This is a genomic window from Tsuneonella sp. HG249, from assembly GCF_053819205.1.
Genome location: NZ_JBSOQY010000001.1, coordinates 1557325 through 1573748, shown reverse-complemented (window position 1 = coordinate 1573748; position 16424 = coordinate 1557325). Strand labels below are relative to the sequence as shown.

Sequence of the window (16424 nt, the reverse complement as noted above, 5' to 3'; positions counted from 1 at the left end):
GATGTAACATTTCTGGTGTGCATGTAACGCGATGTCCGCCGCCAAGCTTCTTCTGGTCGAAGACGATCCAGCGCTTGCGGAGCTGCTCGAGTACCGCTTCGCCAACGAAGGCTACGCGGTTCGCGCGACGCCGGACGGCGACGAAGCGCTTCTGATGGCAGCCGAGGACGTCCCAGACCTCGTCATTCTCGATTGGATGATCGAGGGAACCAGCGGCATCGAGGTCTGCCGCCGGCTGCGACGCGACAAGGCAACGGCGCACGTCCCGATCATCATGCTGACCGCTCGCGAAACCGAGGACGATAAGATCCGCGGCCTCGAAACCGGTGCCGACGACTATTTGACCAAGCCGTTCTCTCCACGCGAGCTGCTCGCCAGGGTGGCCGCCGTCTTGCGCAGAATTCGCCCTGCCCTCGCCGGTGAGAGCATTGCGGTCGGCGATCTGTCCCTCGATCCGGTCGCCCACCGGGTCACCCGCCGGGGCGCGGCGCTCCACCTCGGACCCACTGAATACCGCCTGCTCAAATTCCTGATGGAAAGCCCCGGCCGCGTGTTCAGTCGCAGCCAGCTGCTCGATGGCGTCTGGGGGACCGAGAGCGAGATCGAGCTGCGCACGGTCGACGTCCATATCCGCCGCTTGCGGCAAGCGATAACAGTCGACGGTGGCAAGGATCCCGTTCGAACCGTCCGCAGCGCCGGCTATTCGCTCGAAGGCTAGAACAGCCTCGTCAGCAGATAGAAAGTCGCTCCCACGGCGGCACTCGCCGGAATGGTGATGAACCATGCCGTCACTACCTTGGTCGCAACGGTCCAGCGAACGGCACTGGTGCGGCGAGCGGCGCCCGTTCCCACCACGCTGCCGGTGATCGCATGGGTGGTCGAAACAGGAATACCCAGCGCGCTCGCACTGAAGACGACGATGGACCCGGCGGTGGACGCGCAAAAGCCGGAATGGTGATTCAGCTTGGTCAGCCCGGTGCCCATTGTGCGGATGATCCGCCAGCCACCAGAGAGAGTGCCGAGCGAAATCGCTAGATAGCAACTGAGAACCACCCACTCTGGCACGCGGAACTCGCCGCCAAGATAACCAGTCGAGTAGAGCAGCACGGCGATGATCCCCATCGTCTTCTGGGCGTCGTTCCCCCCGTGACTGACCGAATAAGCGGCCGACGAACATAGATGGAGCAGCTTGAAGGTCGTGTTCGCCTTTCGCGGGGTCGAGCGTCGAAATATCACGCTCGTCGCCAGCATCAGGACCATCGCGATGAGGAAGCCGAGCATCGGCGAAAGAAAGATCGCCAGGATTGTCTTGGTCGTGCCCGCACTCTCGACGGCGTCGAAGCCGGCGGCGGCAATCCCGGCCCCTAGCAAACCGCCGATCAGCGCGTGGCTGGAGGACGAAGGGATGCCCTTTATCCAGGTCGCGACATTCCAGAACATTGCACCGATCAGTGCCCCGAACACCACGGCGGGGCTGACGATGTCCTTGTCGATGATGCCCTTGCCGACCGTCTCGGCAACATGAAGACCGACGATCCAGTAGGCCGCAAAGTTGCCGACTGCGGCGAAGACGACCGCTTGAAGGGGTGAGAGCAACTGTGTCGACACCACAGTGGCGATCGAATTGGCCGCATCGTGCAGACCGTTGAGAAAATCGAACGCCAGCGCGATCGCGATCAGCGCAACCAGCAGCGGAAAGGCGAGTTCGTGCATGCCGATCGGCTCAAGCGTAATCGATCACGATGCCGTCGATCTGGTTGGCGACATCCTCGAAAGCATCGGCGATCTTTTCCAGGTGCTTGAATATCTCCCGCTCGACGATGAAGCGGACGGTATCGCCACTGGCCTTGGCAGCCGCGTAGTTTGCTTTGAGCCCGCGGGTGTGGATGATGTCCACATCCCCTTCGGCCGTAACAATTTCCCGGGTCAGCTCGTGCAATTTCGTGCCGTTGCGCGGCACATCGCGGAGCATCGGTATTGCATCGTCGATCATGTGCAGTGCGCGGCAGATATGGACCGCCATCTCCCGCATATCGGGCGCGAACTGGCTAAAATCGTATGTCTCAATCGCCGATGCAGCGGACTGTATCTCGTCGGTCACGTCATCCATCGCGGCGATGAGGCCGGTGATCGCACCGCGGTCGAATGGTGTGAGGAAAGTCTGCCGAACCTCGTGCAGCACTTCGCGAATGATATCGTCGGCATCGTGCTCGCGATCACGAATTGCATGCACCAACGACATCCGGTCGCCTTCACCGCGCACCAACTGAGCGAGTGCTTCCCCGGCAGCTACAGTCGCGGCGGAATGACGTTCGAAAAGCACGAAGAAGTCGGCGGACCTCGGCACCAGGCGCCTGAACCAGTCGAACACGCGCGATCCTTCCGTTCTCGTCTACCGACCGCGCGCCGTTGCCCGATGCCGCGTCGTCACGCAAGCGTCACCATTCCGTCTTCCACGTCCATTACCGGCAGACGCTGCCGATCCCCCGAGGCTGTTGGTCGAGATGGAGATGATCCCGGTGCGCGGCGTTGTAGTCCGGACTCAGCACTGTACCGAAGATTTCGCATCCTTCGTCCCGCACGCGGCGAAGGAAAGCCGCCTTCGCCGGATCGGCGTGCCAGTCCCGGAGCACGCTGATGCGAGTTCCGTCTGACAGGACGAAGCCGGCGATGTCGATCGCATTTCCGGTGGCGTGTTCGCTCCACCGTCCGTCGGCCCGTCCGTAGAGGCGGCGGCAAGAATAGGCGCCCAGGTGCTCAATTCGCGCAAGGGGCGAACCGAAGTGCTCGCGCACTGCAGGTTCCACGCCGCGTGACAGCCATAATTGCAGCCCCGCGGCCACGGCACATGTGGTCGGCGGCTTTGTCGGCGAGATCGGATAGGCGCTCAGGATCGTGCGATCGGGCCTCGCGCACGCACCCTCGCCGGCGGACGCGAGTGAGGCAAAGGGCACCGCGCTTCGTTCGAGCACCGCGCGACAAGCCGGCGCGTCATCACGCAGGGAGGCCAACTTCCGCTGGGTGGCAAAACCGGGCGGGTCGCGGAGATCCAGCGGCGCCCACGGGTTATGTTCGGGATGAACATCGAGCCACCCTTTGCCTGCTAGAGCCAGGGCTCCGAGCACAAGTGACAGGAACGCAAAGTCATCGAAGCGCGACAGCCGCATGGTGGCTAAACGATCCTTCGCCCGATTGGGCTCACGCAGCGAGATCGAAGAGGATGGCTGCCGCTATGGTGACGAACAATAACCCGACCGCGATATCGAAGCGCTTGCGTGTTTGGGGTCGTGACATCGCGTCTGAAAGCCTGGTCCCAGCCGCGATGTAGACGCCTCCCACCGCCATATCGATGACCAGGCCGATGGTTGCGAGGACCACCAGTTGGGGACCCACCGGCAGATGTGTGTCAACGAACGGGGGGAGGAGAGCTACGACGTAGACCAGGGACTTTGGATTCGAGAGAGCGACCAATACCCCTTCGAAGAATGGTGTGCGGGCTTGAACTGCTCGGACCGGCTGCGGCATCTCGACTATCTCGCCGGCTTGGCGAATGGACTGGATTCCCAGCCAAGCAATATACAGGGCCCCGAGCACAGTGAGGATCAAAAAGCCGAGCGGGAACTCGGCGGCCAGAGTTCCGAGGCCGAAGCCTGCCAGGAGCCACCAGACGATGTAGCCGAGCTGCATTCCGATGAGGCCGATCGCTCCACTGCGCCAGCCGCTGCGGATGGTCTGTCCGACGACGAAGAGCATCGAAACGCCCGGGACGACGCTGGTGGCAGCCGTCATCAAGGCAAATGCGGCCAGGCGTTCGGGGTCGAGCACCCCGGCCCGCTAATGGATGATGCCGCGTTTGGAAACGCTAGCGTGGCAGGATGGGTGCGGGCTCGTCCCAGCCTTTTGCCCGGCGCCATGCGAAACCCAGCGGAACGATGCAGCTTTCGGTCGCCAGCGTCACGGTGACGAAGTCGCCCTCGCCCCGATTGTACCGGAAGGGAATGTAGTACTCGATCCACTCGCCGGCGTCGTTCGCGCGCACCTCGCGCTCGATGGGTTTCATATCACCGTTGGTGATGGTGAGAAATGCCGGCTCGCCGGGTGCAAGGCCATTGGCCGAAATGACGTAGAAACGACCGTTGGTGCCCACTTCGCCGGTGCAGGCTTCGCTTTCGAACCTGTCGACCCGCTCCCATCCTCGCGCCAGCACGATCGGGTCGTAGGCAAGCGCAGGCGTGCCGATGGCAGCCAACGCCAGAATGGCCGGTAGGGTCCGCATGCGACATGTTTAACGCAGGAGTAGGTTTTGCGGCAGGCGAGATTATCCACCGCCCCGGATCGGGACAATCAATGGAAGTCGCGGCTTGGTGGCAAGGGAAGGAGCCTGGGGACGATACGGACGTCGCGCGGGTGACCGCCCGCACTGGGCCCGTGAAAACCGCAATCGCGGTTGCCTGCGCCTGGCGGTTGCCAAGGTTGCGGTTTAACTGCGGTCTCGGCCGCGGGACCTTCCTCGACCAGTACCCCACCCGGTCCCCACCGGCTCGGCAGGGGGTTGTTGCAATGGTCGGCACGGGCGATGGTGATGGGCATAAGGTCGTCTGACAGCCCGTGCAGGCAGTGCGTCGCGTCGACCAGGTGGGTAGCGATGACGTGGACCACCTCCTCGTCGTATTCGACACGCCCGCGCACCTCCATCAGCCGCGAGCCCATGATCACCTTGCGGTATTGTTCCATCTTGTCAGGCCAGACGACGAGATTGACGATACCGGTCTCGTCCTCGAGCGTGATGAAGCAAACCCCCTTGGCGCTGCCCGGCCGCTGACGGATCAGCACCACGCCGGCGACCTGCACCCTGCTGCGGAACTTGCGTTCGCGCAGCTCGCTCGCCCGTACGAAACCACGTGCGGCGAGCGACGGGCGAAGAAACGTCAGCGGATGCGCTTTGAGACTCAGGCGGTGGGTCTGGTAATCGGCGACGACTTCCTCCGACAAGGCCATCGCCGGCAGCCGGATGGCCTCGCGCTCGGCACCCTCCTCCCGCGCGCGGGTCGCGGCGAATAGCGGCAAATCCTCTCCCCCCACCAGCGTTCGGCTTTCCCATAACGCCTGGCGCCGGGGCAGGTTCAACGAGCCGAAGCAATCCGCCGCAGCAAGCCGCTCGACGTGCGCGGGCGGGATACCCGCTCTGTCGCGCAGTTCGCGCACATCCTTGAAAGCGCCGCCATCCTGCCGCGCCGAAACCAGCTTGGCCGCAATATGCTCGGGCAACCCGTCAATCTGCCGTAACCCCAGTCGTAGAGCCCAACCGGAGTCCGAGCGCCATCGGTCATGCCCTTTGCGAAAACGGGGGCGAGGCTCGGCCGTTTCTTCTATCGGCTCGAGCGTGCAATCCCAATTCGAATGGTTGACGTCGATCGGCAGCACGACGACACCGTGCTCCTCCGCATCGCGCACGATCTGCGCAGGAGCGTAGAATCCCATCGGCTGCGAGTTGAGCAAGGCCGCGGCGAACGCGGCGGGATAGTGGCACTTGAGCCAGCTGGAGACGTATACCAGATGCGCGAAGCTGGCAGCGTGGCTCTCGGGAAAACCGTACTCGCCAAACCCCTTGATCTGGTTGAAGCAGCGGTTGGCGAACTCGGGATCGTAGCCGCGCGCGATCATGTTACCGACCATCAGATCCTGATGCTGATGAACCATCCCGCGGCTGCGGAAGGTCGCCATCGCCTTGCGCAAGCGATCGGCCTGCGCCGGCGAGAACTTTGCCGCGTCGAGGGCGATTTTCATCGCCTGCTCCTGGAAAATCGGCACACCAAAAGTGCGCTTCAAAATCGATGACAATTCATCTGCAGGGCCATGCTCCGGAGCGGGTGACGGAAGGTTGAAATCCCTACGACCCGCCCGATACTCCCGCCGGGCCTTGAGGTAGGGGTGGACCATGTCGCCCTGGATCGGCCCGGGGCGGACGATCGCCACCTGCACCACCAGGTCATAGAACTCGCGCGGCTGCAGGCGCGGCAGCATGTTCATCTGGGCCCGGCTTTCGACCTGGAACACGCCAAGCGAATCCCCTTGGCAGAGCATGTCGTAAACCGCGGGCTCCTCCCTCGGGACGGTTGCCAGGTCGTAATCTTCGCGGTGCTCCTCCTTGAGCATCTTCAGCGTTTTGCGAATGCAAGTCAGCATGCCCAGCGCGAGCACGTCGATCTTGAAGATGCCGAGATCGTCGATGTCGTCCTTGTCCCATTCGATGAATGTGCGATCGGGCATCGCCCCGTTGCCGATCGGCACCGTCTCGGTGAGCAGCTTGTCGGTGAGGATGAAGCCGCCGACATGCTGGCTGAGGTGCCGGGGCATGTCGATCATCTGCTTGGTCAGCTTGAGCACGCGCGAGAGTTGCGGGTTGGACAGGTCGAGGCCGGTCTCACGCTGAACGTGGCCGGGATCGATCGCGCGGCCGTGTCCGCCCCACACCGTGCGCGCCAGCGCCGAGGTGACATCTTCCGACAGGCCCATCGCCTTGCCGACTTCGCGGATCGCCATTCGCGGGCGATAATGGATCACCGTTGCGCAGAGCCCGGCATGCTCGCGGCCATAAGTTTGATAGATCCACTGGATCACCTCTTCGCGGCGCTCGTGCTCGAAATCGACGTCGATATCGGGCGGCTCGCGGCGCTCCTTGGTAATGAAGCGCTCGAACAGAAGCTGGTGCTGGGCCGGGTCGACTGCGGTGATCCCAAGACAATAGCAGACCGCCGAGTTGGCCGCCGAACCCCGCCCCTGGCAAAGGATGCCCTGGCTCCTGGCGAAATCGACGATTTCCTTGATGGTGAGGAAATAGGGCGCCAGCTGTAGTTGCCCAATCAGCCTCAGCTCTCGCTTCAAGGTCTTCTTCACACTGGGCGGTAAACGTATGGGATACCGCTGTTTCGCCTCCTGCCAGGTCAGCCGGCGCAGGTATGCTTGAGGCGTGAGACCATCCGGGTATTCCCTCTCCGGATACTCGTATTTCAATTGGTCGAGACTGAACCGGCACGCATTAGCCACCTCGCGCGTCGCCTCGATGGCGTGCGGCCAACGGGCGAACAGCGCGATCATTTCCTTCGGCGATTTGAGATGCCGTTCAGCGTTGGGGCTCAGGAGAAGCCCCGCATCGGCCACCGTGGTCTTGTGCCTGATCGCGGTCATCACATCCTGCAGCGGACGCCGCTCGGGCAGGTGGTAATGGACATCGTTGGTGGCCAACAGCTTGAGGCCATTGGCTTTCGCCAGCGCATCGAGCCGGTCGATCCGAGCGATGTCGTCCTCACCGTAGAGGTAGCTTGCAGCAAGGTGGCGCAGCATGGGTAGTTGGCCCGCGAGATGCGGAAGAGCGTCGGCGAAAGTCCCGACAAGCTCCATGCTCTCGTCATCGCCCCGCGCCTGGCCCGGAAACGGAATGACGTTGCTCGGCACCCTGATCGTCAGTTCTGCATCGAGATCGCGTGGCGGCAGCAGGATCAGCTGCACTCCCTTCCCATGCTCCGCCAGCATTGCCAGCGAGATGTCACACGCGCCCTTGTCCTGCCACTTGCCGTCCAGCGTGCTCATGCGCCCGGCGGAAATGAGTCGGCACAGCCGCCCGTAGGCGGCGCGGTCGACGGGATAGGCGAGGAAAACCAGTCCTTCGACCGTCTCGATGCGGCAACCGATCAGCGGCCTCAGCCTTAGCTTCTTGGCTTCGCTATGGATACGCACCACCCCGGCCATGGTATTGGCGTCGGCGATCGCGACTGTGTCATAGCCGAGAGCATGGGCGGTGAGCACCAGGTCGACCGCATCCGACGCCCCGCGCAGGAACGAAAAGCAGCTGACTAGCCCCAGTTCGACGAACGGCGACCAGGGCGGCGGGGTTATGGCATCGGGATCGAGCTCGATCCGGCGGCGCGGGACTTGGAGGTCGTTTTCGGGCACATCATTCCGCCAGTTCCGCCAACCGTTCCTTCACCGCGGCGAGATCGGCGTCGAACAGCCGCGACTGCTCGTCACGCGCGGGTCCATCGAGGCGCAGCAGATACGAAGGGTGGGCCGTAACCCAGAGTTCGCTGCCATCGTCCAGCGTGTGAGCCATGCCGCGTGCCTTGGAGATGCTGACGGTCTTACCCAGCATCCCGCGGGCCGCGCTGGCGCCCATCGCCAGAATTAGCTTGGGCTGGACGATCGCGCGCTCGCTCTCGACCCAGAAGCGGCAGATGTCGATTTCCTTCGAGGTCGGCGACTGGTGCAGCCGCCGCTTGCCCCGCTGAACGAACTTGAAATGCTTCACCGCGTTGGTGACGTAGGCCGCGCGCCGATCGATCCCCACACGCTCGAGATGGCGGTCAAGCAGTTGTCCGGCCGGTCCGACGAAGGGCCTCCCGGCCAGGTCCTCCTGATCGCCCGGCTGCTCGCCGACGATCATCAGGGCAGCGTCCCTCGGGCCTTCCCCCATTACCGCATGGTTGTCGAGATAGCCGATCGGACACATCCGACAGGCGTGGATTGCCTTGTCGATCGCGGAGAGTGTCTTGGGCCTCTCGCCCATATCCAGCGTGCCGGCGGCGACCATCTGCGACTCCCGCGCCTGCGCCCCGGCGACCAACTCGGGAATGAGCGCTGCCTCGGGCATGTTCTTCCAATACTTGCGGGGCATCTCCTTGAGCATTGCCCCGATCTTCAAACGCGCCGGATTGAAGATCGATGCATAGTATTTGCGCCATAGGTCTTCGGTCGGGTCACCGGCCGGAGCGTCGGAGCGCTGGGCCGGAGGGCCTTCCTCCAACTTCTCGCCGTCCCAATGCAGCGAGCCCTTGGGCGAGAGAATGGACCACTTCATATTGGCGAAACGGCGGACAAAGAACCCAGCATTGGCGCGCAGGATATGATGCTCGGGTTCGAACCAAGCGACGTAATGCTCCTCGCCTCCGGACTCGCCCTCGACCAACCGGAAACGCACGAAAGCCCGCATTTTGTGGATGTCGCGCCGCACCGCCTTCGCCATGTCCTCGAGCCGCTGGACTTCGGGATCTGCGCCATCCTCAAGCAACCGAGGACTGGCCTGCAACTGCCAAAGCAAGTGGTAAAGCAGTGCGAAACGCTCCGGATCCGAATGACAGATCGCGCTCTTGGCAAGCTGCACGAACGCACGGCTGGCGCGCACCGGCTGGGCGTCTTTCGGCAGGGCTGGCATGCGCCGCCGGCCACCTGAAAACAGGTCTCCTCCGCTATGCTGGTCCGCCCAAGCTACCCGGTCGGGCGGCACATCGCACTGGACCAGCGCGCGAGCCTGGTCACGCCAGAACTCGAAGTCGTCGGGTTCCGGAAGGATCACGCAGTACGCGCCTGGTAAGCGCATGTCGCGGAACGGCGCGCTCATGCCGCGAATAACTCGAGCTGTTCGCTCTTGGGCGCGAGCAACGCGCGCAAATCGGCGCGATCGGTGAGCATAACCGGGCGCCAGTCCGAGGTCACGATGAAAGGGCGCACCTTGGCGATCGAGACGGTAAGCCTGGCGACGTCCTCCAACCGCATCGTCCGGTGGCGCCGACTCGCCAGGATGCGTTGCACAGCGCGCACTCCCAAGCCCGGAACACGTAGCAGAGCCTCCTTGGATGCTTGATTGATGTCGACCGGAAATTGCTCGCGGAACTTCAGCGCCCAGGCCAGCTTCGGATCGATGTCCAGCGGCAAGTTGCCGTCCGCGTCGGTCGCCTGCATCACTTCGCCCGGCTGGTAGCCGTAGAACCGCATCAGCCAGTCGGACTGGTAAAGCCGGTGCTCGCGGATCAGCGGCGGGCGCTTCAGCGGCAGCACGGCGCTGGCATCGGGTATGGGCGAGAACGCGCTGTAATAGACACGCCGCAGGCGAAAGTTGTCGTAGAGCCGGCTCGCCTTCCCGACGATGTCGGCGTCGGTCGCCGCATCCGCGCCGACGATCATCTGGGTCGATTGGCCCGCGGGCGCAAAGCGCGGCGCGTGACTGAAGCGCTTCCTGGCGTCCTTAGCCTCGACGATGTCACGCTTCACGCCCGCCATCGCGCCTTCGATCTGGCGCGCGCTCTTGTCGGGAGCAAGACGGGTCAGCCCGGCATCGGTTGGCAGCTCGACATTTATAGACACGCGATCGGCGTAAAGACCGGCCTGATGCACAAGCTCCGGGTCAGCTTCGGGGATGGTCTTGAGATGGATATATCCCCGAAAGTCGTGCTCCTCGCGCAGCATCCGCGCGACTTCGACCAGCTGCTCCATCGTGTAATTCGAGTTCTTCACGATGCCCGAGGAAAGGAATAGCCCTTCGATATAGTTGCGGCGATAGAAGCTGAGCGTCAGGTCGACCACTTCCTGGGGAGTGAATCGAGCGCGACGCACGTTCGAGCTCTTGCGATTGATGCAATAATGGCAATCGAACACGCAGTGGTTGGTCAGCAGGATCTTAAGCAAGGAGATGCAGCGGCCGTCGGGCGCATAGGCGTGGCAAATGCCCATGCCTTCCGTCGATCCTATTCCCTTGCCTCCGGCGGAATTGCGTTTTGTCGTCCCTGAAGATGCACATGAAGCGTCATACTTCGCCGCATCGGAGAGAATCTCGAGCTTTTCGATAAGTGGGCGCGGGTCCATATGTTCCTTATATGTTCCAACCTTGGATTCGCCAAGCCGTTCCCGCAACCGGCGACCTGCCAAGGCGTTGAGTACCCATGCACCGAACTCGCATTGCCACCGCAGGATGGAGTATCGCTCGAGCTGCGGCGGATGACTTTCCAACGGACGGCAGCGGTCTCGAACGCTACGCCGCGCGCTTCGGCGCGGTAGAGATCAATAGCTCATTCCACCGCCCGCATCGGATTTCGACGTGGGAACGGTGGCGGGAGAGCGTGCCGGACGATTTCCGGTTTTCAGTAAAGTTGCCGAGGCAGATCACGCACGAGCTGAGGCTGGTCGGTGTTGCGGAGACTCTCTCCGTTTTCATGGAAGAGGTTGGAACGCTGGGCGAGAAGCTGGGGGTCCTGCTGGTTCAGCTTCCGCCGAAGCTCGCATTCGACCCAGCGGTGGCCAAGACTTTCTTTTCCGACATAGCGAACCGGACGGAGACGGCGCTCGCCTGTGAACCGCGACATGCGACCTGGTTCACTGACGAGGCCGGCAGCTTGTTGCAGGAAATGCGCGTGGCCAGGGTCGCGGCCGATCCGATCCGCCACGATGGTGCGGGCCAGCCGGCAGGCTGGAGGGGACTGAGCTATTGGCGACTTCACGGGTCGCCCGTGATTTACCGTTCCAGTTATGCAGATCGTGTCGAGACCCTCGCTGCAGCGCTGCGGGAGGAGACCAAAACAGGGCGGGATACATGGTGCGTGTTCGACAATACCGCCTCTTCCGCCGCAACGCTGGATGCGCTCGCGCTCGATCGCGTGTTAGCTTGTAGAGCGCGCGATTGGTGATGGGCATTTACCATTTGCCGTCACTTCATTTTCACCGTCGCTGGCAACTATGTTGGAGTGATCGAGCCGCTCCTTTCCCCAGAACCGGCCGCCTTCGTCGAACGCCGTGCTTCGCGCCGGGTCCAGGTCAAGTGCGAAGCGGTGCTCGAGACGATGACCAAGCGGGCCGAAGGGCAGCTTGTGGACATTTCGGAAGCCGGCGCGCGCCTGGAACTTGCTGATATGCCGCCCGTCGGCAGCACGGCAGTATTGCGCTGGGCCGGTCACGAGGCGGTGTGCAGCGTAATCTGGGTAGAGGACAGGTTCTGCGGCGTTTCCTTTCGTAGTGCAATCACTTCGGAAATCGTTGGTGAAACCGCGGCGCTCAACCGGGTGCTGGACCTGCCTATCGCCCAAGTTGGAAATATCGCGCAAGGCCAGAAGCGTTCGGCATTTCGTGCGCGCCTGTTCGAGGTTCCCGACGGCGAGGAACCCTGACGCGTCAGGCGCAAAGCCCTTGCAAGAACCAGTCGGGCGGTCCGCCCCGTCCGTCTCCGAAAAAGCCGAGACGGTAGATCCAGTAGCGACGCCCGGCGTGATCTTCGATCCGGTAATAATCCCGTAGGCGAGCGTTGCCCTTTTCGCGCCACCATTCGGGAGCGATGCGCTCGGGACCTTCGATGCGTACGACCTCATGCACCTCACCCCGCCAACGAAAGCGCTGCGGGTAGCCAGCGGGCGTGTCGTAGAGCACGGCGATCTTCTCCGCCCGGTCGAGCATCTTCAAGGGTCGTGAGTGGAAGGCGAGCTGCCCTTGGCTGGCGGGCTCCGGTTCAAGCGGCGGCTGCCAGCGCTGGGCACGCTCGGGGATATGACTGGCATGACAAACAGGCTTGCGCACCGCATCGGGGCCGAGACGGACAGTCAGCCGGTCTATGCAGGTAGCCAGGCTCGTCCCCTGTACTTCGACCTTCGTTTCGATGTCCCTTTGCGGCAACGCCAGCGCCTCGGACCAGCTCGCGCGCAGGCGTACGCATTCGATACCGAATCCCGCATCGACGTCATCCAGCTTGGCAGCAAACAGCCGGGCGATGTGGGCCGCTTCGCGGGTGGCGGCGGCAAGCTCCAGTTCGCGGATCGCTACATCGCCGTCGACGCGCCAGAGACCAAGCTCGAGCCGGCGAGCGCCCTGCCCCAGCTTCTCGAGTTCGCCGGCCAGCTCGGAAGCGAGATCGGCAATTACGATATCCAGCAGCTCGCGGTGGCGGATCGGTTCCATCAGCCGACGCTGGACGAGTGGCATCGTAACCGGGACGACAGGCAGCAAAGGCTCCGGTAATTTGCCGAGCAGTTGGTCGAGGCGGATCAGTGGATTGGAGGATGGGGTCTTGCGACGGAATCGCCGATGAAGCGCGTCGCGGCCGTTGGCCTCCTGGAACCGCGCGGTGAGATCGCCGATCCGTTTGAGGCCCAGCCGGCGCAGCACGGTCAGCACGTCATCCTCGAGCCTTAGCGCAGCGACCGGCAGATCGTTCAGCCCGGCAGCGATCCCCTTCGCATCCCCGGGTGGGAGCATGCAACCGTCAGGACCGAAATGGGCCAGCGCCCACGCCGCCCCAGCCGTGGATGCAATGGCGAGGCGAACTGTGAGGCCGCGTGCGGCGAAGCGGTAGCGGGCGTCAGCGAGCAGGCGGGCCTCGCCTCCGAAGAGGTGGGCGACGGCGGTCACATCGACCAATAACCCGTCCGGCGCGTCGAGTGCAGACCATGGACCCCAGCGGTGCACCCACGCGCCTAACTTTCCAAGGAAGGCCATGTCGCCGGTCGGATCGCTTGGAGCCACCTTTAGCCGCGGACACACCGCGCGGGCGTCGGCGAGCATCATGCCCGGCCGCGGGCCCGCGGCGAGGCCTGCGTCGTTCAGCGCCTCGATCCGCGGGCCATGCGCGGTTTCGGCGATCAGTGCGAGCGGATCGGCGTCGGCGCCCTCTCCCGGCGCCAGGCGCTCACCAAGCCGCCAGCGGTCGATCGCCAGCCGCGAAAGCCATACCGAGAGGATACGGCGTGGCCGGGTGCTCAGTGGGTTCGCGGTCGGCGGCGAGACTGTGTCCGTCATCGCGCAGGATCCATGTGCCGGGGGAATGCATGCGCGCGCGGAATAGCTCGGCGCGCCATGAAGGGGTGCCGGGCGCATCGGCGTTCCAGCGGGGACGGGGGCTAGGAGCGGCGACCACCTTCCACCGCATCCGGGCCGAGGACAGGTCTGGTGCCGCACCCAGCCGTACCAGCCACAAGGGCAAACCATGCTTTTCGGCGGTGAGCGTCAAGCGGCGCGAAGCGGTGAAATCGAGCACCTTGGAATTGCCAGTGACTTCGCCGATCACTGCGCAGAGATCATGGCAACGCAGCCCTTCCTCGATCGCGAACAGCGCATCTTCTGCTTGGTCTGCGACAACGTGGATCAGCCGGTTACGGAATGCCCTGGGTAGTCCGGGACGATATGGTCTCCCTCCGAGTTTTAGAGCGGCCTTGTCCTGCACCCAGAGCAAGGCGCGGTCATCGGACTCTGGCAGCGCATCGGCAGCGAATGCCAGCGCTACCGCCACGCCGCTCGCCTCACGCCCACAAGCGAATACCTCGCTGTGGTGCGCTCCTGCCAACCCCGGCCGCCAGCGCGGAGTGTGGGTGGACAGGCAGGCAAGCCCGGAGGCCGGCAGGAGCGCGTTCGAGAAGTTGGTCATGGCAGAGAATCGACTCATCTGTTCTCTTTATGTTCCGATGATTTCGGATTCGCAACCACGGAACCAGCAGGGTTCCATTCCGTTGCCTCCACCGAAGGAGAGTTAACATGCATCACAGCAAGCCCGCCGCCGACCCTGAAGCGCTGAAAAAGAAATTCTGGGTCGACTTAGCGGACTCACCCTATCTGTTCCTTCAGCGCGACGGACAAAGCGAGAGCGCGGTGCCAATGAGCCCCCAGCTCGACAAGGACGCCAACAGCGCGATCTGGTTCTTCACCCACAAGAACAGCGATTTCGCCGCGCTCGGCCCGGTCACCGCGACCTTCCAGGGCAAAGGGCACGACATGTTCGCCCGCTTCGACGGCACGCTCTCAGTCGAGACCAGCCAGGAACGGTTCGACCAATTCTGGAACAACTTCGTCGAGGCTTGGTACGACCAGGGCAAAGACGATCCCGACTTGCTGTTCCTACGCATGGACCTTGGCACCGCCGAGATCTGGGACGGCGACATCGGTCTGATCAACACCGCCAAGATGGCGCTGGGCCAGTACGTCGAGGACGAAGCCGAAGAACGCCACGTCAAGGAAACCGCGCTCTAGCCGTCAGCCAGAAAACGAGAAAAGGGCCGCTTCCCATCCGGGAGGCGGCCCTTTTTGTTTGTCGTTACGTGACGCTCAGCCTGGTCGATCGTCCTCGATCACCGGCCCAGGATAGACGCTCTCGTCGGGCGCATCGTCCTGCTGTTCGCCGTGCTGCAGGTTCGAGTTGCGCATGCCGTAGATGAAGTAGAGCACCACGCCGCCGAGCATGTACCAAAGGAAGAACTGTAACACTTCCCAAGGCACAGTCGTGATCAGGTACACGCACGACAGGATGCCGAGCACCGGCAGAACCGGGTAGAACGGTACCTTGAAACCACGCGGCAGCTCCGGGGCGGCCCGACGCAGGTAGATCACCGACAGGCAGACGATCGCGAACGCCGCCAGCGTGCCGACCGAGGTCATGTCGCCGAGCACGTTGATGTCGAAAAATCCGGCGGCGACCGCCGTCAGCCCGCCCACCACAACGGTGTTCAGCGCCGGCGTATGGAAGCGCGGATGCACTCGGCTGAACACCTTGGGGAGCAACCCGTCGCGCGCCATCGTGTAGAAGATGCGCGTTTGCGCATACATCAGCACCAGCACCACCGAGGTCAGGCCGATGATCGCGCCGACCTTGATGGTTTTCGCGAGCCAGCTCCATTGCTCGCCGAAGCTGTCAACGACGACAGCGACAGGATCGGGAACGTTGAGCGTGCTGTACGGCACCAGCAACGTCATGATCGCGGCCACAAGCATGTAGATCACGGTGCAGACCACGAGGCTGCCGATGATCCCGAACGGCATATCCTTTGCCGGGTTCTTGGCTTCCTGTCCGGCGGTCGAGACCGCTTCGAAGCCGATATAGGCGAAGAACACGATCGAGGCGGCGCGCATGATGCCGTCCACCCCAAACTTACCCTCGCCCTGGTTCTCCGGGATGAACGGAGTCCAATTCGCCGCGCTGAGCTCGCTGAAATTCGAAAGCACGATCAGTCCGCCGACGACGATGAAAGCGGTCAGCACGCTGACCTTGATGGCGACGATGACGTTGTTGACCTTGGCCGATTCCGAAACGCCGATCACCAGAAGCCCGGCGAGCGCCGCGCAGATCAGGAACGCGGGAAGGTTGAACATGGTCGTTACCGGCTGGCCGTTGACCAGCACCGGGGCTCCGTCGCGAACCAACTCGTAGCCGGCAGGGCCGGTGAACTGAGGCGGGATCACTAGGCCGAAGTCCGCCAGCAAGCTGACTACGTAGCCCGACCAGCCGACCGCGACCACGGAAGCCGCCAGCCCGTATTCAAGCAACAGCAATGCGCCCATGATCCAGGCGGCGAACTCGCCCAGGGTCGCATAACCATACGTATAGGCCGAGCCCGACACCGGGAGGGTCGAAGACAACTCGGCATAGCACAAGCCAGCAAAAGCGCAGACTACGCCCGCAACCACGAACGCCAGAAGCACCGCGGGGCCCGCATGAAGCGCCGCCGCGCTGCCGGTGCGCACGAAGATGCCCGCGCCGATGATGCAGCCGATGCCCAGCAGCAGCAGGTTCCACTTGCCGAGGCTGCGCTTCAATTCGCTGGTTTCGGTCTCGCGCTGAACCTGCGCGATCGATTTGCGCGCGAACATGCGCTGCAGGATGGATGGTGCGGGGCGCGTGGCCATCA

15 protein-coding genes are annotated in these 16424 nt (G+C 63.3%); 4 read left to right on the top strand and 11 right to left on the bottom strand.

What is annotated here, in order from left to right:
* The first annotated feature begins 31 nt into the window (after positions 1-31).
* Positions 32-718: a phosphate regulon transcriptional regulator PhoB gene (gene phoB / locus ACWPM1_RS07915; protein ID WP_455694295.1), complete on the top strand. Its 687-nt coding sequence runs from the start codon at positions 32-34 to the stop codon at positions 716-718.
* Here the strand turns inward: phoB and ACWPM1_RS07910 are convergent.
* The 8 genes from ACWPM1_RS07910 to ACWPM1_RS07875 all read right to left on the bottom strand — a co-directional run bounded on the left by ACWPM1_RS07910 (position 715) and on the right by ACWPM1_RS07875 (position 10635).
* Entirely contained in the window at positions 715-1713 is a 999-nt protein-coding gene (locus tag ACWPM1_RS07910; protein ID WP_455694294.1) for an anion permease, read from the bottom strand. The two genes, phoB and ACWPM1_RS07910, sit on opposite strands and share 4 nt — an antisense overlap.
* Before the next feature lie 10 nt (positions 1714-1723).
* Positions 1724-2371, bottom strand: a complete 648-nt coding sequence (locus tag ACWPM1_RS07905) for a DUF47 domain-containing protein (protein ID WP_455694293.1) — start codon at positions 2369-2371, stop codon at positions 1724-1726.
* 91 nt (positions 2372-2462) lie between these two features.
* On the bottom strand, positions 2463-3167 hold the full coding sequence (locus ACWPM1_RS07900) for an extensin-like domain-containing protein (protein ID WP_455694292.1): 705 nt from the start codon (positions 3165-3167) through the stop codon (positions 2463-2465).
* A 31-nt stretch (positions 3168-3198) separates the two neighbouring features.
* On the bottom strand, positions 3199-3825 hold the full coding sequence (locus tag ACWPM1_RS07895; RefSeq protein WP_455694291.1) for a LysE family translocator: 627 nt from the start codon (positions 3823-3825) through the stop codon (positions 3199-3201).
* Positions 3826-3862: 37 nt separating this feature from the next.
* Positions 3863-4276 (bottom strand): hypothetical protein, encoded by a 414-nt coding sequence (locus ACWPM1_RS07890; RefSeq protein WP_455694290.1) that lies wholly within the window; start codon positions 4274-4276, stop codon positions 3863-3865.
* A gap of 68 nt (positions 4277-4344) precedes the next feature.
* On the bottom strand, positions 4345-7953 hold the full coding sequence (locus ACWPM1_RS07885) for an error-prone DNA polymerase (protein WP_455694289.1): 3609 nt from the start codon (positions 7951-7953) through the stop codon (positions 4345-4347).
* 1 nt (position 7954) lies between these two features.
* Positions 7955-9394 (bottom strand): UdgX family uracil-DNA binding protein, encoded by a 1440-nt coding sequence (locus tag ACWPM1_RS07880; protein ID WP_455694288.1) that lies wholly within the window; start codon positions 9392-9394, stop codon positions 7955-7957.
* On the bottom strand, positions 9391-10635 hold the full coding sequence (locus ACWPM1_RS07875) for a putative DNA modification/repair radical SAM protein (protein ID WP_455694287.1): 1245 nt from the start codon (positions 10633-10635) through the stop codon (positions 9391-9393). The genes ACWPM1_RS07880 and ACWPM1_RS07875 overlap by 4 nt, the downstream gene beginning before the upstream one ends.
* Positions 10636-10712: 77 nt before the next feature.
* Here ACWPM1_RS07875 and ACWPM1_RS07870 point away from each other — a divergent pair, with 77 nt between their 5' ends.
* Together ACWPM1_RS07870 and ACWPM1_RS07865 are read left to right on the top strand one after the other, a co-directional pair.
* Positions 10713-11453: a DUF72 domain-containing protein gene (locus ACWPM1_RS07870; RefSeq protein WP_455694286.1), complete on the top strand. Its 741-nt coding sequence runs from the start codon at positions 10713-10715 to the stop codon at positions 11451-11453.
* Positions 11454-11510: 57 nt separating this feature from the next.
* A complete protein-coding gene (locus ACWPM1_RS07865) occupies positions 11511-11930 on the top strand; it encodes a PilZ domain-containing protein (protein WP_455694285.1) in 420 nt (139 codons plus the stop codon).
* A gap of 4 nt (positions 11931-11934) precedes the next feature.
* On the opposite strand, the gene ACWPM1_RS07860 is transcribed toward ACWPM1_RS07865, so the two are convergent.
* Positions 11935-13548, bottom strand: a complete 1614-nt coding sequence (locus tag ACWPM1_RS07860) for a DUF6504 family protein (RefSeq protein WP_455694284.1) — start codon at positions 13546-13548, stop codon at positions 11935-11937.
* Positions 13439-14191, bottom strand: coding sequence for a hypothetical protein (locus tag ACWPM1_RS07855; RefSeq protein ID WP_455694283.1), 753 nt, complete (start codon positions 14189-14191; stop codon positions 13439-13441). Before ACWPM1_RS07855 ends, ACWPM1_RS07860 begins: the two co-directional genes overlap by 110 nt.
* 89 nt (positions 14192-14280) lie before the next feature.
* Here ACWPM1_RS07855 and ACWPM1_RS07850 point away from each other — a divergent pair, with 89 nt between their 5' ends.
* Positions 14281-14772, top strand: coding sequence for a pyridoxamine 5'-phosphate oxidase family protein (locus tag ACWPM1_RS07850; RefSeq protein ID WP_455694282.1), 492 nt, complete (start codon positions 14281-14283; stop codon positions 14770-14772).
* Between the two features lie 75 nt (positions 14773-14847).
* On the opposite strand, the gene ACWPM1_RS07845 is transcribed toward ACWPM1_RS07850, so the two are convergent.
* Complete coding sequence (locus ACWPM1_RS07845; RefSeq protein WP_455694281.1) at positions 14848-16422, bottom strand: amino acid permease; 1575 nt, start codon at positions 16420-16422, stop codon at positions 14848-14850.
* Positions 16423-16424: the final 2 nt, after the last annotated feature.